Annotated in this window: 21 protein-coding genes; 1 reads left to right on the top strand and 20 read right to left on the bottom strand. The window is 40.7% G+C overall.

The window, feature by feature from the left end; translation table 11 throughout:
- Positions 1 to 5 precede the first annotated feature (5 nt).
- The 20 genes from SM12261_RS04635 to gyrA form a co-directional block, all read right to left on the bottom strand.
- Complete coding sequence (locus tag SM12261_RS04635; RefSeq protein ID WP_000382515.1) at positions 6 to 1,481, bottom strand: PTS galactitol transporter subunit IIC; 1,476 nt, start codon at positions 1,479 to 1,481, stop codon at positions 6 to 8.
- A gap of 47 nt (positions 1,482 to 1,528) precedes the next feature.
- Positions 1,529 to 1,834 carry a PTS sugar transporter subunit IIB gene (locus SM12261_RS04630; RefSeq protein ID WP_000590547.1) on the bottom strand — a complete coding sequence of 102 codons (306 nt, stop codon included), beginning with the start codon at positions 1,832 to 1,834 and terminating at the stop codon, positions 1,529 to 1,531.
- Positions 1,835 to 1,872: 38 nt separating this feature from the next.
- A complete protein-coding gene (locus tag SM12261_RS04625) occupies positions 1,873 to 2,349 on the bottom strand; it encodes a PTS sugar transporter subunit IIA (RefSeq protein WP_000521976.1) in 477 nt (158 codons plus the stop codon).
- A 262-nt stretch (positions 2,350 to 2,611) separates the two neighbouring features.
- Entirely contained in the window at positions 2,612 to 4,435 is a 1,824-nt protein-coding gene (lepA, locus tag SM12261_RS04620) for a translation elongation factor 4 (RefSeq protein ID WP_001047209.1), read from the bottom strand.
- Between the two features lie 78 nt (positions 4,436 to 4,513).
- On the bottom strand, positions 4,514 to 5,242 hold the full coding sequence (locus tag SM12261_RS04615) for a metallophosphoesterase family protein (protein WP_000133362.1): 729 nt from the start codon (positions 5,240 to 5,242) through the stop codon (positions 4,514 to 4,516).
- A 1-nt stretch (position 5,243) separates the two neighbouring features.
- Positions 5,244 to 6,911, bottom strand: coding sequence for a DNA repair protein RecN (gene recN / locus SM12261_RS04610; protein ID WP_000923603.1), 1,668 nt, complete (start codon positions 6,909 to 6,911; stop codon positions 5,244 to 5,246).
- Positions 6,912 to 6,917: 6 nt separating this feature from the next.
- Positions 6,918 to 7,349 (bottom strand): arginine repressor, encoded by a 432-nt coding sequence (locus tag SM12261_RS04605; protein ID WP_001034397.1) that lies wholly within the window; start codon positions 7,347 to 7,349, stop codon positions 6,918 to 6,920.
- The gene (locus tag SM12261_RS04600; protein ID WP_001041089.1) at positions 7,342 to 8,157 is read right to left on the bottom strand and encodes a TlyA family RNA methyltransferase; all 816 of its coding nucleotides are present in this window, start codon (positions 8,155 to 8,157) and stop codon (positions 7,342 to 7,344) included. The genes SM12261_RS04605 and SM12261_RS04600 overlap by 8 nt, the downstream gene beginning before the upstream one ends.
- Entirely contained in the window at positions 8,150 to 9,025 is an 876-nt protein-coding gene (locus SM12261_RS04595) for a polyprenyl synthetase family protein (protein WP_000743802.1), read from the bottom strand. Before SM12261_RS04595 ends, SM12261_RS04600 begins: the two co-directional genes overlap by 8 nt.
- Entirely contained in the window at positions 9,022 to 9,234 is a 213-nt protein-coding gene (locus tag SM12261_RS04590) for an exodeoxyribonuclease VII small subunit (protein WP_000043226.1), read from the bottom strand. The genes SM12261_RS04595 and SM12261_RS04590 overlap by 4 nt, the downstream gene beginning before the upstream one ends.
- On the bottom strand, positions 9,212 to 10,552 hold the full coding sequence (gene xseA, locus SM12261_RS04585) for an exodeoxyribonuclease VII large subunit (RefSeq protein WP_000417451.1): 1,341 nt from the start codon (positions 10,550 to 10,552) through the stop codon (positions 9,212 to 9,214). Before xseA ends, SM12261_RS04590 begins: the two co-directional genes overlap by 23 nt.
- Positions 10,553 to 10,678: 126 nt before the next feature.
- Positions 10,679 to 11,317: a uridine kinase gene (gene udk, locus SM12261_RS04580; RefSeq protein ID WP_001181377.1), complete on the bottom strand. Its 639-nt coding sequence runs from the start codon at positions 11,315 to 11,317 to the stop codon at positions 10,679 to 10,681.
- A gap of 109 nt (positions 11,318 to 11,426) precedes the next feature.
- Positions 11,427 to 12,305, bottom strand: coding sequence for a tRNA pseudouridine(55) synthase TruB (gene truB, locus SM12261_RS04575; RefSeq protein ID WP_001013288.1), 879 nt, complete (start codon positions 12,303 to 12,305; stop codon positions 11,427 to 11,429).
- A gap of 73 nt (positions 12,306 to 12,378) precedes the next feature.
- A complete protein-coding gene (locus tag SM12261_RS04570) occupies positions 12,379 to 13,179 on the bottom strand; it encodes a hypothetical protein (protein ID WP_000780008.1) in 801 nt (266 codons plus the stop codon).
- Positions 13,180 to 13,188: 9 nt separating this feature from the next.
- Positions 13,189 to 13,986 carry a hypothetical protein gene (locus SM12261_RS04565; RefSeq protein ID WP_000886495.1) on the bottom strand — a complete coding sequence of 266 codons (798 nt, stop codon included), beginning with the start codon at positions 13,984 to 13,986 and terminating at the stop codon, positions 13,189 to 13,191.
- Between the two features lie 169 nt (positions 13,987 to 14,155).
- Complete coding sequence (locus SM12261_RS04560) at positions 14,156 to 15,430, bottom strand: DUF2130 domain-containing protein (protein ID WP_001002655.1); 1,275 nt, start codon at positions 15,428 to 15,430, stop codon at positions 14,156 to 14,158.
- Positions 15,431 to 15,525: 95 nt separating this feature from the next.
- Positions 15,526 to 16,806: an O-acetylhomoserine aminocarboxypropyltransferase/cysteine synthase family protein gene (locus SM12261_RS04555; RefSeq protein ID WP_000196309.1), complete on the bottom strand. Its 1,281-nt coding sequence runs from the start codon at positions 16,804 to 16,806 to the stop codon at positions 15,526 to 15,528.
- A gap of 147 nt (positions 16,807 to 16,953) precedes the next feature.
- On the bottom strand, positions 16,954 to 17,751 hold the full coding sequence (locus SM12261_RS04550) for a formate/nitrite transporter family protein (protein ID WP_000254780.1): 798 nt from the start codon (positions 17,749 to 17,751) through the stop codon (positions 16,954 to 16,956).
- A gap of 142 nt (positions 17,752 to 17,893) precedes the next feature.
- A complete protein-coding gene (locus SM12261_RS04545) occupies positions 17,894 to 18,637 on the bottom strand; it encodes a class A sortase (protein ID WP_000018498.1) in 744 nt (247 codons plus the stop codon).
- Positions 18,637 to 21,105 carry a DNA gyrase subunit A gene (gyrA, locus tag SM12261_RS04540; protein WP_135781822.1) on the bottom strand — a complete coding sequence of 823 codons (2,469 nt, stop codon included), beginning with the start codon at positions 21,103 to 21,105 and terminating at the stop codon, positions 18,637 to 18,639. The genes SM12261_RS04545 and gyrA overlap by 1 nt, the downstream gene beginning before the upstream one ends.
- 194 nt (positions 21,106 to 21,299) lie before the next feature.
- On the opposite strand from gyrA, the gene SM12261_RS04535 reads away from it, so the two are divergent.
- Positions 21,300 to 22,286, top strand: a complete 987-nt coding sequence (locus tag SM12261_RS04535; protein ID WP_000204728.1) for an L-lactate dehydrogenase — start codon at positions 21,300 to 21,302, stop codon at positions 22,284 to 22,286.
- The last annotated feature ends 199 nt before the right edge of the window (positions 22,287 to 22,485 follow it).

The raw sequence follows: 22,485 nt of genomic DNA, 5'->3' as shown, positions 1-22,485 counted from the left end.
GCGCATTATTTTGCTTTTGCTGCGTACTCTTCGTTACGTTTAATCATTTGTTTTCTGTACCATGCAAAGATACCGATATAGAATACAAGGAAGACTACTGCACCAAGGATTGCTTTGATATCACCAGTTGTAGTGTTACCAATTGACCAACCAAGAAGTTTTTCGATTGGTCCTTCAAGAGTTGAGTGAGTGATCAATTGAGTTTGGCTCACACCTTCTGGGAAGGCACCTACACCTTTAGCAAGTTCTGTTGCAAATGGTGCGATAAGCGTACCTGAAAGAAGGAAGAGTGGCAACAAGAGTGTTCCGAAGATAATCATACGGAGCAATTTACCACGTGTTACAACCAAGAGAGCTGGAGTAACACCCATAGCGATAATACCTGCAAGTGGCAAGATACCATTTCCGACGTTTGAAAGAAGCACTGCTTCAACCAACATGATTGGTGCAAGTACGTTGGCACAAGCCCAGATTTCAGCACGACCAGCGATGAATGGCCAGTCAAGACCGATGTTGAATTTACGTCCTTGAAGACGTTTAGTAGCAACGTTTGTAATACCTTGTGAAAGTGGTTCTACGGCGGCGATGAACCAAGAACCGATTAGTGAGAAGAGTTCCAAAGATACACCGGCTGTCAAACCAAGAGACAACCAACCTTTGATAACAAGTTCCCATTTATCAGCGCCTTCAACACCTGCAACTGGATGTGGAGTACCCATCAAACCGATAACGATACCAAGGATGAAACCGATGAAGAATTTAGAACCCCAGAAACCGATTTTCTTGTTCAATTTAGCAGCGTCAAAGTCGTATTTATCAAGACCTGGGAAAAGTTTTTCAAAAATCTTATCCAAAACCATGATAACTGGGTTCATCATGTAGTTCATGTGAGTTGAAGTCATTGGTGATGAACTTGGTGCATTAAGAAGGTCATCAAATGTAGGTTTCATCAAGTCAGAGTTGATGATTTTAAGAACCCCAACAAGAACAACTGCTGCAGTCGCGATAAAGAGTGAAACTCCTTGGCTAACGCCATTGTTGTCTGCATACCATTTAATCAAAAGACCTGTGATAGACAAGTGCCAGATATCGAAGATATCAACGTCAAGTGTATCAGTTTTCTTCATAGCAAGCATCACTACGTTGACAATCAACATGATGAGCAAGAAGTAAAGTGTCCAAGCAGAGCCCCAAGTGATTGTAGCGAGTGGTGCCCAACCAACGTCGGTGATGTTCAATTGAATACCAGTATTCTCAACGAATTTTGCAAGTGATGCTGAGAAAGCACCATTTAGCATACCGATGATGGCACCGATACCAGTAAGAGCGATGGCAAGTTTGATACCACCTTCAAGCGCTTTGGAGAATTTCACTCCAAAAAGTAGAGCCAATACTGTCAAAATGATCAGCATGATGATTGGCCCACCCATATCCAAGATAGGTTTGAACAGCTTATTGGCTAGTTCGATAATGACATCCATAATAGTTCCTCCCTTTTTATAGTTATATGAATGTTAACAAATTAAAATTAGCTTAACCCGTGTTCTTTGATAGCTGCTTCAATATTATCAAATACTGGAGCACTCATTGCTGGGATACGGAATAAGATTGGTCCAGCTTCGATAACTGGAATACCTGGGTCAAAACCAAGATCTGTTGCAGCAATTGGTGTAAAAATGTCATAACCTTTGATAAGGTCTTCATTAACGTCTTTTACCATAACTGCATCACAGTGAACATCAAAACCGCGGTTTGAAAGTTCTTCTTCAAGAGCACTTTTAATTTGGTGGCTTGAGTTAACACCTGCACCGCAGGCAGCAAGAATTTTAATCATATGGATTTCCTCCGATTTAATATTTTTAATAGACAAAATTAAGCAATTGCTTCAGCAATATAAGCATAGAGGGCTTCTGGTTCAGAAATTTTTGATAGGTCTTCAAGATGACTATTTCCAGTAAAGAAGTCCATCAACTGAGCAAGAATGTTCGTTTGACTTGAACTTGAGTTATTAATGATAAAGAAGAGCAAGGATACTTCTACTTCCTTATCTGGCGCAATCATATTGTGGAAAGTCACTGGTTTTTCTAATCGAACGACCACAACTTTTTCGGCTAGATTATGAACAATATCTGTGTGAGGAATAGCCACATTCGGCAAATCCTTACCCAAAAATTCCATATCTAGGCCAGTTGGAAATGACTTTTCACGCGTGATCAAGGCTTCACGATAAGTTGGAGTTACGATTTCTCGTTCTTCCAATAAAGTAGCAACCTGATCAAAGAGATGTTCTTGATTATCCGCTTCTAAGCAAAACACAAGGTTTTTGTCAAAGAAATGATCTAATCCCATAAGGTTTTCCCTTCTTTCCATTAACTTTATGCTATAAGTATAACACTATATGAAATCGTTGTCAATAATTTTTTGTTGTTTTTTGTCCTTTTTTCAATTATTTTGTTTATTTTTATATTTACAACCAAAAACAAACATTTAAAACAAACACTTTAAACGATTTAATCCTATTATAAATGCAAAAAAACAGGCCTATTTAAGCCTGTTTTACTATTGATTCTTATGTAAGTTTCCTGTGAACAAGAAAAACAATTATGATAACTTATTCTTCATCCATGCTCAAGACGCTAAGGAAGGCTTCTTGTGGAACTTCTACTGATCCGATAGCTTTCATGCGTTTCTTACCAGCTTTTTGTTTTTCAAGCAGTTTACGCTTACGAGAAACGTCACCACCATAACATTTAGCAAGTACGTTCTTACGAAGGGCCTTGATATCAGTACGAGCGACAATCTTCTGTCCAATAGCTGCTTGAATTGGCACCTCAAATTGTTGGCGAGGGATGATTTTCTTAAGCTTATCAACGATGAGTTTTCCGCGTTCGTAGGCAAAGTCCTTGTGAACGATAAAGCTAAGGGCATCCACCTTGTCTCCATTGAGAAGGATGTCCATTTTGACCAGCTTAGAGGGGCGATACTCTGACAATTCGTAGTCAAAGCTTGCATAACCACGTGTTGAAGACTTAAGCTTATCAAAGAAATCAAAGACGATTTCAGCCAGTGGAATTTGATAGATAACATTGACACGGTTATCATCAATATAGTCCATAGTCACAAAGTCACCACGCTTGCGCTGAGCTAGCTCCATTACAGCTCCTACGAACTCCTGTGGTACCATGATTTGCGCCTTAACATAAGGCTCTTCAATGGTCGCAATCTTGGTAGGATCTGGGAACTCAGATGGGTTAGACACATCCATAGACTCACCGTCGGTCAAATTAACTTTGTAAATAACAGACGGAGCTGTCATGATGAGGTCGATATTAAACTCACGTTCCAAACGTTCTTGGATAACATCCATATGGAGAAGTCCAAGGAAACCACAACGGAAACCAAATCCAAGTGCCTGAGATGTTTCTGGTTCAAACTGAAGACTAGCATCATTCAGTTGTAATTTTTCAAGGGCTTCACGCAGGTCATTGTACTTGTTTGACTCGATAGGATAGAGACCCGCAAAGACCATAGGATTCATCTGTTTGTAACCATGTAATGGCTCTGCCGCAGGATTGGTTGCCAAGGTAACGGTATCACCCACACGAGTGTCTTGAACCGTCTTGATAGAAGCCGCAATATAACCAACGTCACCAGTCGCAAGGAAATCACGACCAACTGCTTTGGGAGTAAAAATACCAACTTCTGTCACATCAAAGGTCTTACCATTGCTCATAAGCTGAATCTTATCACCAGGTTTGACAACCCCATCCATGACACGAACTTGGAGGATAACCCCACGGTAAGCATCGTAAACAGAATCGAAAATCAAGGCCTTAAGTGGTGCCGTCACATCACCTGTTGGTGCTGGTACTTTTTCTACGATTTGCTCGAGGATTTCTTCAATCCCAATACCAGCCTTGGCAGAAGCCAAAACTGCTTCACTGGCATCCAAACCAATGACATCTTCAATCTCTGTACGCACGCGCTCAGGATCTGCAGCAGGTAGGTCAATTTTGTTAATGACTGGCATGATTTCCAAATCATTGTCCAAGGCTAGATAAACGTTGGCAAGGGTTTGAGCCTCAATACCTTGAGCGGCATCGACCACCAAAATAGCACCCTCACAGGCAGCGAGCGAACGTGAAACTTCATAAGTGAAGTCTACGTGCCCCGGCGTGTCAATCAAGTGGAAAATATAAGTTTCGCCATCTTTTGCAGTATAATTCAGCTCAATGGCATTTAACTTAATGGTAATCCCACGTTCTCGCTCTAGATCCATGCTGTCCAAAAGTTGAGCTTGCATTTCACGGCTTGAAACCGTCTCTGTTTTTTCCAAAATGCGGTCTGCTAGAGTCGACTTTCCGTGGTCAATATGGGCGATAATAGAGAAGTTACGGATCTTCTCCTGTCGTTTTTTCAATTCTTCTAAGTTCATGATTCTCTTCCTTTCAGGGTATCTATTTATTATAAATTGTTTTTGACATTTTGACAAGACCATACCCTGCTAGGAGTACTAATCTTCAGCAACAAAGCCCTCATTTTCGATAAAGTGGTGTTCTGTCATTCCTTGGTCTGTAAAGACAATCCCATGAAGGACACCACCATAGACAGCTCCTCCGTCCATTCCAATCTTGCCATCTTCTGTAGTCCAAAGCTCAGCAGTACCACGCTCTTGCTTTAACAAACCATAGACTGGTGTGTGACCAAAGACAATGCTTTTCCCAGTATGATTTTCTGCTTCGTGGAATGGTTTTCTGAGCCAGACTTTTTTATAATCTGTGGTTTCATGCCAGTCGTCTAAGGTCAAATCAATACCTGCGTGCACAAAAATATACTTGTCTGTCTCTACCACAAAAGGCATTTGACGAATGAATTCGACCAAGTCTGCTGCTTCGGTAGCAACTCGCTTGGCATCCTCAACTCCATCAACTGGTGCATCCAAGGGACGACCTAGGATAGAGTTAATGGTTGTATCTCCACCATTACGGCGATAGTGATCATAGCTTTCTTCTGGATCATCGAGCCATGTCAAAAACATATACTCGTGGTTTCCTGATAAACAGATAGCCCCTTGATTGTCCACTAAGTCCTTAACCATCACTAGAACACGGCGACTATCTTCACCACGGTCAATCAAATCCCCTAGAAAGAGCAACTGGGTCTGACCATCCCATGTTTTGAGAAGGTCTTCCAGCATCCCAGCTTTTCCGTGAACATCTCCAATTACATAATAGTCTGTCATCTTATTTCTCCCTGTTTCTCAACAATTCTCTGGCTTGCGTCAGGGCTGCTTCCGTCACATCATCACCTGCCAACATCTTGGCAACTTCCTCCACTCGCTCTTCAACCGTCAAAAGACGAACAGTCGAAACCGTTGAATGCTCATTACTAATCTTCTCAATAAAGAATTGATAATCTGCAATCGCAATCACTTGTGGCAAGTGGGAGATAGCTAGAACCTGACCATGTTGGCCAATCTTGTGAATCTTCTGTGCGATGGCTTGAGCTACACGACCTGAAACTCCTGTATCCACCTCATCAAAGACAATGCTGGTCTTGCCTTCTTTACGAGAAAAGGCAGACTTAATAGCTAGCATGAGACGAGATAATTCCCCACCAGATGCAACCTTAACCAAGGGTTTAAAGTCTTCGCCAGGGTTGGTTGAAATGTAAAACTCGACCATTTCATTGCCCTCACGACTGAATTTGCCCTTGCTAAAACGAACCTGAAACTGGGCTTTTTCCATATAAAGATCTTGAAGCTCTTGTTTAATCTCTGCTTCTAGCTGCTGAGCTAAGTCATGACGAGCAGATGCAAGCTGGCCTGCCAAGTCGACAAGATTAACTTCCAATTTCTTGAGTTCGGTTTCCATATCCTCAGATGAAAGGTTATTTCCTGTCAAGAGATTGTATTCTTCCGTAATCTTGGCGAAATAAAGCAAGACATCGTCTACAGTCCCACCATATTTACGCGTAATGGTATGAAGGAGGTCCAAACGATTCTCAACCTGCATAAGACGATTGCCGTCAAAATCAAGGTCCTCAATGATAGCTTCCAGACGTTTGCTAATATCTTCTAAGACATAGTAGGTCTCAGACAAAGAGCTTGAAATTTCACGGTATTCAGGGTCATACTCTTCGACACTTTCCATGTCATTCATGGCTGAACGAACATTGGCCAGACTTGAAAAATCTTCATTGTCCAACATACTGTAGGCATTGGTCAGCGTATCCGCAATATTTTTATGATTGAGAAGTTTATCACGCTCCTGATTGAGAGCCAGATCTTCTCCGGCTTGCAAGTTTGCTGCCTCAATCTCTGCCATTTGAAATTCCAACATTTCAATACGAGCCTTGTGTTCCTGTTGGTTTTTCTTGACTTCCAAAACCTGCTTACGCATTTTTCGATAGGCATCAAAACTCGTTTGATAGGTTTCTTTTAGGTCCCAAAAAGCTACGTCACCGAATTCATCCAACATCTGGATATGCAGTTGAGGGCGCATTAACTCTTCTTGGTCATGCTGACCATGAATATCTACCAGATGTTGCCCAATAGCACGCAAAACAGACAGATTAACCATCTGGCCATTGACACGACTAATACTACGACCATTTTGCAAGATTTCTCGACGGATGATAATTTCATCACCCATTTCCAAACCTTGCTCATCAAAAATTTCCTGTAAAAGGCGACTATTCTCAACTGAGAAAAGCCCCTCAATCTCTGCCTTTGGCGCACCATGACGAATAACATCTGTCGTCGCACGAGCCCCCAACATCATATTCATAGCATCAATGATAATCGACTTCCCTGCACCCGTTTCACCAGTCAGGACAGTCATCCCCTTTTCAAAATTGAGGGAAATAGCCTCAATAATGGCAAAGTTTTTTATCGAAATTTCAAGTAACATATAGACCTACCAATTTTTTACTTGTTCAAAGATTTCCCCTGCTAGACTTTCACTTCTGGCAATGACTAAAATCGAGCTATCATCAGCTAAACAGCTAAAAATTTTGTCCGCAAAAGTCTCGATTAACTGAGCTTTCACAAAGGCTGTATTTCCTGGGATGACTTGGAGATTGATCATCTTGTCCATCAATTCTGCCGATTCGATATTGTCTTCAGCCAGTTGCAAACTTTTTACGATTGATTTTGGCAATTCATAGACATAAGTGTTGTCTCTCAAAGGAATTTTGACAATACCTAGTTCTTTGATATCTCGTGATACCGTCGCTTGAGTGGCAGTGATGCCTGCTTCTTTCAAATGTTCTACGATTTCTTCTTGTGTACCGATTTGATAATCTGTCACAAATCGTCTAATTTTTTCAAGTCTCTCTTTTTTATTCATTTTTAAATTGACTATGCGCCCTCTCTACTATTTCTTCAATTTCAGCAAGAACCTGATTACTTGCTGACTCTTCTTTTTTCAAATACGCTAAAAATTCAATATTTCCATGCCCACCTTGGATGGGAGAAAAGTCCAAACCAAGGACTGAAAAACCTTCCTCTACTGCCATAGCTGTTACAGATTCAAGGACTTTCTGATGGACCTTGGCATCGCGAATAATTCCATTTTTCCCAATCTGCTCACGTCCTGCTTCAAACTGAGGCTTAACTAGAGCCACAACCTGACCTTGAGCTGCCAAGACTCGATGCAAGGCCGGAAGGATCAGACTGAGAGAAATGAAACTCACATCAATACTGGCAAAGCTCGGTTCCTTTTCGAAATCAGTCTTTTCAGCATAGCGGAAATTAAACTGCTCCATGCTGACAACCCGCGGGTCTTGGCGTAATTTCCAAGCCAACTGATTGGTGCCGACATCGACTGCAAAGACTAACTCAGCACCATTCTGTAACATGACGTCGGTAAAACCTCCAGTAGAGGCCCCGATATCAATCGTTGTTGCCCCTTCCACTGACAATTCAAAGACCTGCAATGCCTTTTCCAGTTTCAAGCCACCACGACTGACATACTTGAGTTTCTCGCCCTTGAGTTTTAGCTCGGTGTCATCTGGAATTTTCTCTCCTGGCTTGTCAAACCGTTCTCCATTAAGGACTGCTACGACTAGACCAGCCATTACTCCACGCTTGGCCTGTTCTCGCGTTTCAAACAAGCCCTGTTTATAAGCTAGTACATCCACTCTTTCCTTAGCCATTGATTCTCAAACTTTCTACTACTTTTACAATCGATTCTGTTTCAAAGGGAACCTGCTGAGCAATTTCTTCTAATTTGGCATTAGCTTGATCCAGAGTTTGGTTACAAAAGGCAATAGCCTCTTTCAAGCCCAACAAGGCTGGATAGGTTGACTTTTCTGCCTGCAGATCCTTTTGAGGTGTCTTGCCGATTTCCTCAAAACTAGCTGTCACATCCAGTACATCGTCTCGAACTTGAAAAGCAAGCCCAATCAATTCACCAACAGTTTTCAGCTTTGCCTGCATTTCAGGTGACAATTCGGCTATAATAGCAGCTGCTTGGAAGGGATAGGCTAGTAACTTCCCAGTCTTATTAGCATGAATGGTCTGAAGTTCTTCCAAAGACAAGTGCTGGTGTTCACCCTCCATGTCCAAAACTTGCCCTGCCACCATTCCCAGACTACCTGAAGCAAGCGATAAGTTGGCAATCAAGTCCACCTTGATCTGACTTGGCAAATCTGCCTGCGCTATCAAAGCATACGGATCTAGGAACAAGGCATCACCAGCCAAAATCGCCATAGCTTCACCGAATTTCTTGTGATTGGTCAATCGTCCCCGACGGTAATCATCATCATCCATAGCAGGAAGATCATCATGAATCAAGCTCCCTGTATGGATCATTTCCAAAGCAGCAGCCACCTGCGCGTGAGCAGGTTTGATAGCAACCTGCAAGGCTTCCAGAACTTCTAACAAGAGAAAAGGCCGAATACGCTTGCCACCAGCATGAATGGAATAGAGAACAGACTCTCGCAAACTAGAGGCAAACTGCTGGTCTCCATAAAAGTCTTCCAAGGCCGACTCGACAAGAGCTAATTTTTCTTGCTTTTTCATTCAAAATCACTTTCTGTTCCATCTTCTTGCATGACCTTAACTAAGGTCTTTTCAGCCTTGTCCAGCGTCGCTTGGAGTTCTTTTGACAAGACCATACCCTTTTGAAAGGCAGCAATCGCATCTTCCAGAGCAATTTCACCATTTTCCAAACTTTGAACAATGGTCTCCAGTTCTGCTAGATTTTCCTCAAATTTCTTTTGTTTTGACATCTTTAACCTCTAATTCTACTCGACCATCTCGCATCAAAAGCGTCACTTGGTCTTTTTTCTTCAAACTCTCAACCGAATCTACAACGGACTCTTCTTTTTTGACAATAGCATAACCACGCGCCACAATTCGACTGGTATCCAACATCAACAAGGCTTCTGAAAGTCGCTTCACTTCAGCAACCTTGGCATCATAAACCAGAGCCATTTGGCTACGGAGGAGCTTATCCAACTGGCCTAAACGGTCTTGATAGCGTTGGATTTTGGTAACAGGTGATAATTGTACCAGTCGATGTATCCTTGCTTGGACGACTTGTTTGTTATCAGAAATCCGTGTTCGCAAACTTTGTTTCAAACGCAATTGCAGTTGATCCAAGCGTTGCAAATAGCCATCATACAAGCGCTCTGGCTGTCTAAAGATAACAGAATGACTGCATTTTTTCAAAGCTTCTTGTTTCTTCGATAGGACATTTCGGACTGCTGTTGCCATTCGTTTTTCCTGATTTTGCAAATGAGCTAATAGATCCAACTTGGTCACAGGTGTTGCTAGTTCAGCTGCAGCTGTTGGCGTCGCAGCTCGTCTATCTGCCACAAAATCCGCCAAGGTCACATCTGTCTCATGTCCCACACTAGAGATAACTGGCAAACGAGACTCAAAAATAGCTCGTACCACAATTTCTTCGTTAAAGGCCCAGAGATCCTCGATGGAACCACCACCACGACCAATAATGAGCAAATCCAAATTGTCCCGTTGATTAGCACGCGCAATATTTCTAGCAATTTCCTCCGCAGAACCCTCACCTTGAACCTTAGTCGGATAGAGGAGGATATCGACACCTGGAAATCGCCTGCTAACGGTCGTGATAATATCTCGAATAACGGCTCCACTGCGACTGGTTACTACACCAATTCTCTTAGAAAATTGGGGCAGAGGTTGCTTGAACCTCTCTTGAAACAGGCCTTCTTCTGCCAATTTTTTCTTGAGTTGTTCAAACTTAATCGCAAGCGCCCCAACCCCATCAGGCTCTGCCTTTTCAATGATAATGGAGTAGCTTCCACTTGGCTCATAGACCTGCACACGCCCAATCACATTGATCTTCATCCCTTCTTCCAGGTCGAAACCTAATTTCTGATAAATTCCAGACCAGATGGTCGCTTGAATAACTGCATGGTCATCTTTTAGGGAGAAATATTGGTGAGTAGGTCGTTTACGAAAATTGGAAACTTGACCAGTTAAATAGACCCGTTCCAAGTAAGGGTCTTTATCGAATTTCATTTTCAGATACTTGGTCAAAGTTGTTACCGATAAATACTTTTCCATCTCCACCTACTATTCATTTTCTTGCTCTTTCATGGGTATTATTATACCAAAAATATGCCTAAAAATCTCCATTTATGTACCATTATGAGGGAAAAATAAAAAAGGAGGCAAAGCCTCCACATCTGATTATTTGCTGTTTCGAGCTTCTTCCAAAATCTTTTCAATCTTGGTTGTCAACAGGTCAATAGCCACGGTATTGCTGACCCCTTCAGGAATGACGATATCAGCATAACGCTTGGTTGGTTCGATAAACTGATGATACATAGGTTTAACCACACCTAAGTACTGGTCAATGACGCTATCAAGGCTACGGCCACGCTCTTCCATATCACGCTTGATCCGACGAATAATGCGCACATCATCATCTGTATCCACAAAAATCTTAATATCCATCAAATCGCGCAGGCGCTTATCCTCCAAGACCAAAATCCCCTCAACGATAAAGACATCTTGAGGTTCTTGACGATAGGTCTTGCTACTTCGTGTATGCTCTGTATAGTCGTAAGTCGGAATGTCCACCGGACGCCCTGCCAACAATTCCTTAATCTGCTCGATCATCAAGTCTGTATCAAAGGCAAAAGGATGGTCGTAGTTGGTTTTGACACGCTCTTCAAAGGTCAAATGAGACTGATCCTTGTAGTATGAATCATGCTCAATCATGGAAATCTTTTCATCAGGAAAATGCGATAAAATGGCTCTTGAAACACTGGTCTTACCACCACCAGAACCACCTGTCACTCCGATAATGATTGGTCTATTTTGCATGCTATCCTCCGTTTTTTTATCCGTCGTCTATTCTATCATAATTTTTGCAAAATTTATAGTCTGGTTTGAATAGTCTAGGGGAAACAACACTCCCTACACCCCAGTTAGATCAGCTAAAAACCTTCCTTGGCTTGTATAAATTGTCTCGCTTTTCTAGAATAGCTAGTAATTTATCATCTTCAAAGGCAGCTAATTCTTGTTCTGTTTGTTCGAGTTCGATAAAACGACCAAAGCGCACTTCTGCAGCCTCTTCTTGAGTTAGGAAAACTTTGACAAGGTCGCCTGTCCCAATCTCTAGAGGATGAAGAAAGTCCAATTGACCAGCCTCCACTTTTTCAGCAATTTCTTCCAAGGTAAGAGCATCTTCTAGTTGCAAACCAGCTGCACTAGTACGTGTTAAGTGAGACATATGGGCCGCATAACCCAATTTTTCTCCCAAATCAACAGACAAGGTACGGATGTAAGTCCCCTTGCTGCATTTCACACGAAAAGTAAAACGTGCTAGATTCCCCTCATAAGAAATCGGACTTGTCCGCTCAAATTGATAAATGGTCACCTGACGTTCTGGACGCTCCACTTCTTGGCCAGCACGCGCATACTCATAAAGCTTGCGACCATTGACCTTTACAGCCGAATACATAGGTGGAATCTGGGTAATAGGCCCAGTCAGACTGGCGATTGCTTCATCAACAAGCTTTTCATCCAAGGGCGATAAAACAGGTGTCTCTGCGACCACTTCCCCACTAGCATCCTCTGTCGTCGTGGAATAGCCCAGAGTGATTTTCCCCTCATAGACCTTGCCCTCATCCTGCATAAACTCGACCATGCGTGTTGCCTTGCCAACCGCAATGGGCAAAACACCCACCACATCCGGATCCAAGGTTCCACCATGACCAATCTTCTTGGTTCCCAAAATCTTACGCAGTTTAAAAACCGCATCATGCGAGGTCATGCCCGCTTCTTTTTTTAAGTTGATAATACCGTTCATTTTTGCTTTCTAATTCCCTTTTCACTTTACATCAACATATTCTATCTTAGACAGATTTTAAAACTATATCAGCTTATTTTTCTAAATACTTCCTAGCTTCCTGAACATAAAAGAGCTCTGGATTTTCATGGACGATACTTTCAAACAAACTACGGGCACGAGCTTCATCTCCTTTTAATTGGGCATTGAGAGCGCCGTAATAAGAAAACATGATTCGAGCTAGCTTACTTTCTGGCTCAGTAATGTTAAAGTAGTCGTTCACTTCTTTATTGAACACAATATCTTTTATGGCTTGGGCTTGAGCAACAAGTGTAGCTTTGCCTCCTTTAAAATCTGGCGCCTTGGACAATTGTTCCTCAAAGAAAGCAATATCTTGCACATCTTGGAGATGAATGGAAACTGTTAATAGTTCAAAGCTTGATATTAAAAACGCAGGGGTTCTGAATCTCTTCCAAATTTTTTTCAAATCATATTTGGACATATTTTCCTTGGCAGCTTGAAAATCTCCTTTTAAATAAGCCACTCGACCTTGGATAATTTGGTAATTCTCACGATATGTTGCCCTAAAGGGCTTAATAGATTTTTCTGATTGAACTCTTAACATGTCTTCATATAGCTTAAGATCAATAGAATCGTGTAACACTAGAACAATAACTTTTCTAGATACAAATCTTAAATAAAATACAAAGACGAGAACTAAAAAGTCAATAACTAATAATATGAGTCCCAATATTTCCAAATTGCTTTGAAATATTAAAAATACTGCCATCACATAAATATCCAAGACTAAAAATAAGCAAATTAGAATAACCCTATCAAGTTGTAAAAGAGTGTTTTCTGTCGCCCTACTTACTATTTTTTTTACTAATTTCATATATTACTCTCATTTCACTGATTCTAAATATTTTTTCGCTTCCTGAACATAAAAGAGTTCTGGATTTTCATGGGCAATGCTTTCAAACAAACTTCGGGCACGAGCCTCATCTCCTTTTAGCTGAGCATTGAGAGCTCCGTAATAAGAGAACATGATTCGAGCTAATTTATTTTCTGGTTCGGTGGTGTCGAAGTAGCCTGTAACTTCTCCATTGAGTATTTTTGATACTGGTTCAATTAAATCCAACATTCTATTTTTATCAATTCTTTTAATTTTTTCCCAATCATAAGAAACTAAAAGTTTAGAAATTTCATCCGTCTCCCTTAAATGAAGGTATGATAATGATTCTATAAATACGATGTTTAGTTCATAAATACGTTTCAAATTCAATTTAGAACTTTTAACTCTTATTCGTTCAGCATATTGGATTGCCTCACTAAAATTCCCTTGATAGAAAGCACACCTAGCTAAACCCAGATTTAAGGCATTTAAATTCCCTGTTTTATTATCAGGCCGCCTTTCATAAGTTTCAGTTAAAAGAGAAATATATTTTATAAAATTCACTTGCTCGTATAAAATAACTTCTGCAACGTGATTTACTAAAAAATGAGTTATTACAACGATAATAGTCAGTAATGTTAGAAATATGAGCAATAATGTAGTAACGACGGTTGATTTTACGAATAATAAACTAATTGCTGTTGCTATAATTATCCAACGTAGATAAAATAAAATAAAAACCTCCAGTATGCTGCAGATTCGAACTGATGACCAATTCGAGATATTCTTAGAAATATTATCTAACATAAAAAACTCCTATAAAAAATTACAAACTAATTTATATAAACAAACTAGCTAAATGAGCTAGCAAAGTAGCTCCAGCTTTTAAGAAAAATTAATTCAATTTTATCAGCTGACCATGTTCTAATAATTTCTATAGTTCTTTTCATATAACACTCCTGTTTTTAAGATAATCTCACTCCCCCTTCAGTGCTTCAAACTTCGCTTTCATGGTTGGATTTTTACGTGTCAATTTCTTGACAGAGACATCTTCCAGCTTATTATTAGCCAGACGGAGTTGGTTTTCAGATGTTGTTAGGAACTTTTTAACCTCTTCCATCCGTTTTATGGCCTTGTCGATTTCATCGATTGCCTTACCAAAGTTGGTAGAAGCTGAATTATAGTTCTTAGCAAATGCCTGTTTAAAGGCATCCAAATCTTCCTCAAAATGCGTAATGTCTATATTTTGCTCGCGAACTAAGGCCAACTCCTGCTTGTATTTTAAGGAATTAAGAGCAGCATTACGCAAGAGTCCAATCAACTGGATAAAGAATTGAGGACGAACCACATACATCTTTTCATACTCGTGGCTGACGTCAACAATCCCCGTGTTAAAGTAGTCATTATCGGCCTCAAGCATAGTCACCAAAACCGCATATTCACAGTTCTTCTCCCGACGGTCCTTGTCCAATTCCTTGTAAAAATCTGCATTCTTGTGCTTCTTCTCTGTTCCGTCAGCTTCATTTTTCATCTCAAACATGATGGAAATGATTTCAACACCATTTTCATCACTCTCGCGGAAGATAAAGTCGCCTTTGGAACCACGCGCAGAGACCTTATTATCCTTCTCAAAGTAAGCATTTGGAAAGGCAAAACTGCGGACCTTGTTAAACTCACTCTCCGCATAGTGTTCCAAACTTTCCCCGATAGCTTTTGTAGATTGTTGAGCTTTGAAATTCTTATAAAATTCGACTTGTTCACTGGCTGCCTTGAGCTGGGCTTCGTAGTTTTGCTTAACAGAAGCCAAAGATAACTCATTTTCCTTTTCTTGCAAAAGTAGCTGATTTTTAACCTGATCTCGTTCTTTTTCTAGGTCAGAAAGGGTCTTTTGCAGTTGATTTTCATGTTCCAAACGCAAGGTGGCCAATTGGTTTTCCAAGGCCTGTACTTCCTTATCCTTAGCCAATAAGGCCTGATTGCTTGTCTGTTCAACCTCTTTCTTGGCCAATTCTTTTTCTGTATCAAAGTTTTGGATTTGACTCTGTAATTGCGCAATTTCTTGGTCTTTTTGAGCTAGTTTAGACTGTTGCTCATTCATGGCCTTTTGCTCAGCCAAGGCCAGTTCCTGCTTCATGCGATCGTGTAGTTCCTTATCAAACTCTGCTGTTCTCACTTGGGACAAAAGTTCAACATACTGACTTTCATTTACTGTAAAGACTTCCCCACAGTTGGGGCATTTGATTTCGTTCATATCGTTCCTCTTTCTAGACTTCTGTAACCATTATATCATGCCTGAAGGAAAATCAAAAACAGTGAGTCGAAACCCACTGTTTATCTTTTTTTACTTTAAATTTTTTCCAAGGCCAAGCGCAAATCTTCGATCAAATCATCTACATTTTCAAGTCCAACAGACAAGCGGATTTGGTTTGGTGTGACACCTGCTGCTTCTAGGTCTTTTTCTGACAATTGACCGTGAGTGGTTGTTGCTGGATGGACAACAAGAGATTTAGCATCTGCTACGTTTGCAAGGTCAGAGAAGATTTCCAAACTATCAATTACCTTGCGAGCTTCTGCCTCCCCACCTTTGACATGGAAGGTAAAGATTGAGCCCACACCTTTAGGCAAGTATTTCTCAGCCAAGGCATGGTAAGGACTATCTGCAAGTTTTGGATAATTGACTTTTTCTACCTTAGGATGGTTGACAAGGAAATCAACAATTTTCTCTGCATTTTGCACATGACGTTCGACACGAAGAGAAAGTGTTTCCAGTCCTTGAAGCAAGAGGAAGGCATTAAATGGTGACAAGGCTGCACCTGTATCACGAAGCAATTGGACACGGACAGCGATAATAAAGGCTGCTGCACCCACATCACGAGTATAGCTCAAGTTGTGATAGCTTGGATCCTCGTCAACAAATTGAGGGAATTTCCCTGAAGCCGCCCAGTCAAAACGACCACTATCAACGATCACTCCACCAATAGTCGTACCATGGCCACCGATAAACTTAGTCGCAGAGTGAATGGCAATATCTACACCGTGAGAAAAGACATTAATCAAGTAAGGTGTGGCAAAGGTATTATCCGAAACAAGTGGAATTTGGTACTTATGAGCAATCTCAGCCAATTTTTCCAAGTCAGGAATGTTTATCAAGGGATTCCCCAAGGTTTCAATCAAAACTAGCTTGGTATTGTCTTTGATCGCTGCTTCTACTTCCTCCAAATTATCAACATCGACAAAGGTTGTTGTGATCCCATAACGAGGAAGGGTTTCTTTCAAGAGATTGAAAGTTCCACCGTAAATAGTTGAGGCTGCTACTACATGGTCACCAGCGTGGGCAAGTGCCAAAATCGTATAAGTCACTGCGGCCATACCTGATGCTGTTGCAAGAGCTCCAACACCACCTTCAAGAGCAGCAATTCTTTCTTCAAAAGCAGCTGTTGTAGGGTTGGTGATACGAGTATAAATGTTCCCTGGTTTTCTCAAGGCAAAAAGATCTGCACCTTCCTGCGTGTCATCAAAAACAAAAGATGTTGTTTGATAAATCGGCACTGCACGAGACTTGGTAGCTGGATCCACAACTTGACCAGCATGCAGTTGCAAAGTTTCAAATTTAAAATCACGAGTCATAAGGCGACCTCCAAATAGTTTGATTAAAGATATTGTAGCACCTTAAGGTATAGTTTACAAATATTAGTTTTCTATATTTTGATATAGTAAATAACTATTACCTTATTTTAAAAATGAAAAAAGCACGACTCAATCGTGCTCATTTTCTTAATCTACATAAGTATCTTCATTTTTATTGAGGAAGGCATATGGAAGACCCATCAAGAGGCCTCCTCCGATAAAGTTTCCGATGAAGGTTACACCCCAGTGGCGAAGCATATTTCCAATACCGAAGTTGGCAATTGAGTCAGCAGCAACACTGAATTTTACAATCGCGAAAGAAGCAAAGTTCGCAGCAATGTGCTCGTTTGTTAAGAATACAAACATGTAAATCGCTGATAAAACGAGCCATAGTTTAGCACCACCATCTTTGACCAAAACAAATGAAAGAATCGCAATATTTACGAAAATATTTGCCAAAATCGCCTCAAGCAAGATTAATTCATTTGAACGGCCTAACTTCATCTCAACAACCCCTGAGATGAAACTATCGTGAGTCAGATTTGCATAGGCTGCCGAATGAGCAAAGCCCCAACCTGCTATTAAAGCTCCGATAAGGTTGAATAAGGTACAGTAAAGTAAAATCTCAGCCGTTTTTCTCCAAGAAATTTTTTTCAAGAAACTACCAGCAGTCAAGAACATCATGTTTGATGTTACCAACTCAGCATTCAAGAAAACAATGTAGGCCAAGCCCCAAGCAAAGACAAATGGGAAGAGGAAGCGTCCACTACCTGGTGCAATTTTATTAATCAAGTCAGCCCCAACTGCACCAGCAGCAGTACTGAAGGTTAAAAATGCACCTGCGAACATAGAACGAATCGCATACTTAAATTTGCTTTGACTATAAAGACTTTCCTTCTTCTTGCAAGCAAATTCAATCTTTGAGATAAATTCTGAAGAAACCATAATAAACTCCTAAAATTTTTTTACCTGATAATTATATCACAAACTTTAGAATTAAGGAAACGTTTTCTGTATTTCATAAGAGTTTATTTTGAAATTCAATCTATAAAAAATCAGTAAAACCTAAGATTTTACTGATTTATCTTTAATAACGTTGTTTATATGGTTGATTGAAAGCTGTTAGAATTTCTTCAGGTGTTTGTGAATAATCTTTTGTATCTTTCAAGTCACCTTTTACGATAATACGTTCTGTCGCATCATAGTCAACACAAGTTACAAGTGTGATTTCATCAACTCCAGTACGGTCATCAATCTCATCAACGCGATCTGGAGTCACATGCTTCACTTCACGGATTTCATAGGTATAAACTTTATCCTTATCAGTAAGATAAATTTTCATCCCATTTTTAGCGCGTGATAATGGAGAAAAGAGCATTTGGCTGGCGTTTTCCGCCGTGAAGATGTGAAGGCTCGCAAGGGTATAGTTTCCTTTCCCCATCACTTGATCACGCTTCATTGTACCAGCTCCATAGAAGAGATTGACATTATCAAGCCCCTTAAAAATAGGCAAGTTAATTTCTACCTCAGGGACAGCAATTCCACCGATAACTGGCAATTTTTGCGAATCCCATTGTGAGGATAAGACAGCTTCTGACGAGATGGCTTTTACGGAATCAAAGTCAAAATTCCCTTCTGTATCTTGATTTTCTTCCAATTTTTCTTTTGATACCTGGCTGACTTGGTATTTATTGGTATTCCAAACCATGAACATATCACGAATTTTTGAATTGAAAATCAAAGCTATTGACAAGATGATTAAGAATCCTGCCAAGATATTGATTAGTAAATTTTTACGATTTGTTTTCTTTTTATTCTTTTTATGAGACATTATGCTTCACCTTCTGTTTCGTTTTCTGTCCCAACTTCTTCTTTTTCTGCAGCTGCAACCGTAGTAAAGGTTACAATTTTAGCATCTTGGTCCAGGCGCATCACTTTAACTCCCATAGTTGAGCGACCTGTTTGTGAAATATTGGCAACGTTGGTTCGAATCATGACACCTGTATCAGTGATAATCATCAAATCTTCATCGCCTTTAACGGTCATAAGACCAGCAAGAGAACCGTTCTTTTCTGTAATCTTAGCGGTTTGCATCCCTTTACCACCACGACCTTTAGTTGGATATTCGGTCGCAACTGTGCGCTTACCATACCCCTTTTCTGTGATGATAAGAACCTCGTCCTGGTCTGTAATCACACTAGCACCAACAACTGTGTCTCCGTCACGAAGGTTAACACCTTTCACACCAGTGGCGATACGACTCATACCACGAACGGCTGATTGATTAAAGCGAATTGAATAACCAAACTTGGTACCAATGATAATATCCGTGTCCTCTTCTGTCAGTAAGACATTAATCAACTCATCTTCATCCTTGAGGTTCAAAGCCTTGAGTCCATTCTGACGAATATTAGCAAATTCCTTAACGCTGGTTCTCTTCACAATACCATGACGGGTTGTGAAGAAGAGGTAAGCATCATCACTACGTTCAGACTCAACATTGATGATGGTCTGAATACTTTCACCTTCATCCAATTTCAAAAGATTGACAATTGGCAATCCCTTGGCAATACGGCCATACTCAGGAATTTCATAGCCTTTCAGGCGATAGACACGTCCTTTATTTGTGAAGAAGAGCAGATGATCATGGGTGCTAGTTGACACTAATTCACGAACAAAATCGTCATCCTTAACACCAGTTCCTTGAACACCACGACCCCCACGTTTTTGAGCAGTAAACTCAGCTTGGTCCAGACGTTTGATGTATCCTTTATTAGAAAGAGTGATCAAGACATCAGCTTCTTCAATTAGATCCTCATCTTCAAGACTCAAGACTTCACCGACCATCAATTCCGTACGACGTTGATCACCAAACTTACGCTTGACTTCATCTAATTCATCCTTGATGATTTGAGAAACACGTTCGGGCTTAGCAAGAATATCTGCTAAATCTGCAATCAGAGCCAAGAGGTCATCATACTCAGACTGAATCTTATCGCGTTCCAAACCTGTCAAACGACGAAGACGCATATCAAGAATGGCTTGACTTTGACGTTCAGAAAGCTTAAACTTACTCATCAACTCAGCTTGTGCTTCAGCATCCGTTTCACTAGCGCGGATGATACGAATCACTTCATCAATATGGTCTAGCGAAATCAAGAGACCTTCTAAGATATGAGCACGCGCTTCTGCTTTTTCCTTATCAAAACGAGTACGACGAACAACCACTTCTTTTTGGTGCTCGATATAAGCATCCAAAATCTGACGAAGGGACAAAATCTTTGGTACCCCATTTTGGATTGCAAGCATATTAAAACCAAAGTTGGTTTGCATCTGGGTCATCTTGAAGAGGTTGTTGAGGATAACATTGGCTGAGGCATCACGCTTGACTTCAATAACAAATCGAACACCTTCACGGTTTGACTCATCACGGACTGCTGTAATCCCCTCAATACGTTTTTCCTGAACCAAACGAACAATATGCTCATGCACCTTTGTTTTATTGACCATATAAGGAAATTCTGTTACAACAATACGCTCACGTCCAGTCTTAGTTTCTTCAATTTCAGTACGTGAACGGAGGACAATCGATCCTTTACCTGTTTCATAAGCCTTATGAATACCGGATTTCCCCATAACAAGAGCACCAGTTGGAAAATCTGGCCCAGGCAAGACTTCCATCAAGTCCTTAGTGGTCACTTCAGGATTGTCCATGACCAACTTCACTGCATCAATGGTTTCACCAAGGTTATGAGGTGGAATATTGGTTGCCATCCCAACCGCAATACCAGTTGCTCCATTAACCAAAAGATTAGGAAAACGCGCTGGCAAGACCAAGGGTTCACGTTCATTGGCATCATAGTTATCAACGAAGTCAACTGTATTTTTGTTAATATCACGAAGCATCTCCAGAGCAATCTTGCTCATACGTGCCTCAGTGTAACGCTGGGCGGCAGCACCATCACCATCCATGGAACCAAAGTTCCCATGACCATCTACAAGCATGTAACGGTAACTCCACCATTGAGCCATACGGACCATGGCTTCATAGATAGAGGAATCCCCGTGTGGGTGATATTTACCCATGACATCCCCTGTAATACGAGCAGATTTTTTATGAGGTTTGTCTGGAGTAACTCCCAATTCATTCATTCCGTAGAGAATCCGACGGTGAACAGGTTTCAAGCCATCTCGAACATCAGGAAGGGCCCGCGCTACGATAACACTCATGGCGTAGTCGATAAAGCTCGTCTTCATCTCCTTTGTCAGATTGACATTCACTAAATTTCTATCCTGCATTAATAAATGCCTCATTTCACTATTAGTAATTAACTATATTATACCATAATGTCCGCTATATTTCAGACATCTAAAACCACTAAAACGTTTACATCAAGAACTGAAATGTATATCCGTGACAAAGCTTTTCAAAAGTGATAAAATTGAAATAACTGGGGAAATCCCTGAATAAAATTAAGGAGATGTTTAGAATAATGACTTCAACTAAACAACACAAAAAAGTTATCCTTGTCGGTGATGGTGCTGTAGGTTCTTCTTACGCTTTTGCACTTGTTAACCAAGGAATTGCACAAGAGCTTGGAATTATCGAAATTCCACAATTGCATGAAAAAGCTGTTGGTGACGCTCTTGACCTTAGTCACGCCCTTGCCTTCACTTCACCTAAAAAAATCTATGCAGCTCAATACTCTGACTGTGCAGACGCTGACCTTGTTGTAATCACTGCAGGTGCGCCTCAAAAACCAGGTGAAACTCGTCTTGACCTTGTAGGTAAAAACCTTGCTATCAACAAATCAATCGTAACTCAAGTTGTTGAATCAGGTTTCAAAGGTATCTTCCTTGTTGCTGCTAACCCAGTTGACGTCTTGACTTACTCAACTTGGAAATTCTCTGGATTCCCTAAAGAACGCGTTATCGGTTCAGGTACTTCACTTGACTCAGCTCGTTTCCGTCAAGCACTTGCTGAAAAATTGGATGTTGATGCTCGTTCAGTGCACGCCTACATTATGGGTGAACACGGTGACTCTGAGTTCGCTGTTTGGTCACACGCTAACATCGCTGGTGTAAACCTTGAAGAATTCCTTAAAGACACTCAAAATGTTCAAGAAGCTGAATTGATTGAATTGTTCGAAGGTGTTCGTGATGCAGCCTACACAATCATCAACAAAAAAGGTGCAACATACTACGGTATCGCAGTAGCCCTTGCTCGTATCACTAAAGCAATCCTTGACGACGAAAACGCAGTACTTCCACTTTCAGTATTCCAAGAAGGTCAATACGGAGTTAAGAATGTCTTTATCGGTCAACCAGCTGTTGTTGGTGCACATGGTATCGTTCGTCCAGTAAACATTCCATTGAACGACGCAGAAACTCAAAAAATGCAAGCATCTGCTAAAGAATTGCAAGCTATCATTGACGAAGCATGGAAAAATCCAGAATTCCAAGCAGCTTCTAAAAACTAATTTAGATAGAAATAACTCCTTGAGTCATCAGGGAGTTATTTTTTATCTCTATCTTAACTAAACATTTTATGAAGTTTACGTAAAAAACAACATAACTTTAAAAGCTATCATATCACAGTTTGAGCATAAATCCGAAAACTACCAATTAGATCTATCCTCACGTTACAAAAAGTCTGTAGCAAGCAGTATTTGACGAACT

This window comes from Streptococcus mitis NCTC 12261, assembly GCF_000148585.2.
Classification (GTDB): Bacteria; Bacillota; Bacilli; order Lactobacillales; family Streptococcaceae; genus Streptococcus; species Streptococcus mitis.
Note: the sequence above shows the minus strand (reverse complement) of the source record. Positions and strands in the feature narration are given on the sequence as shown.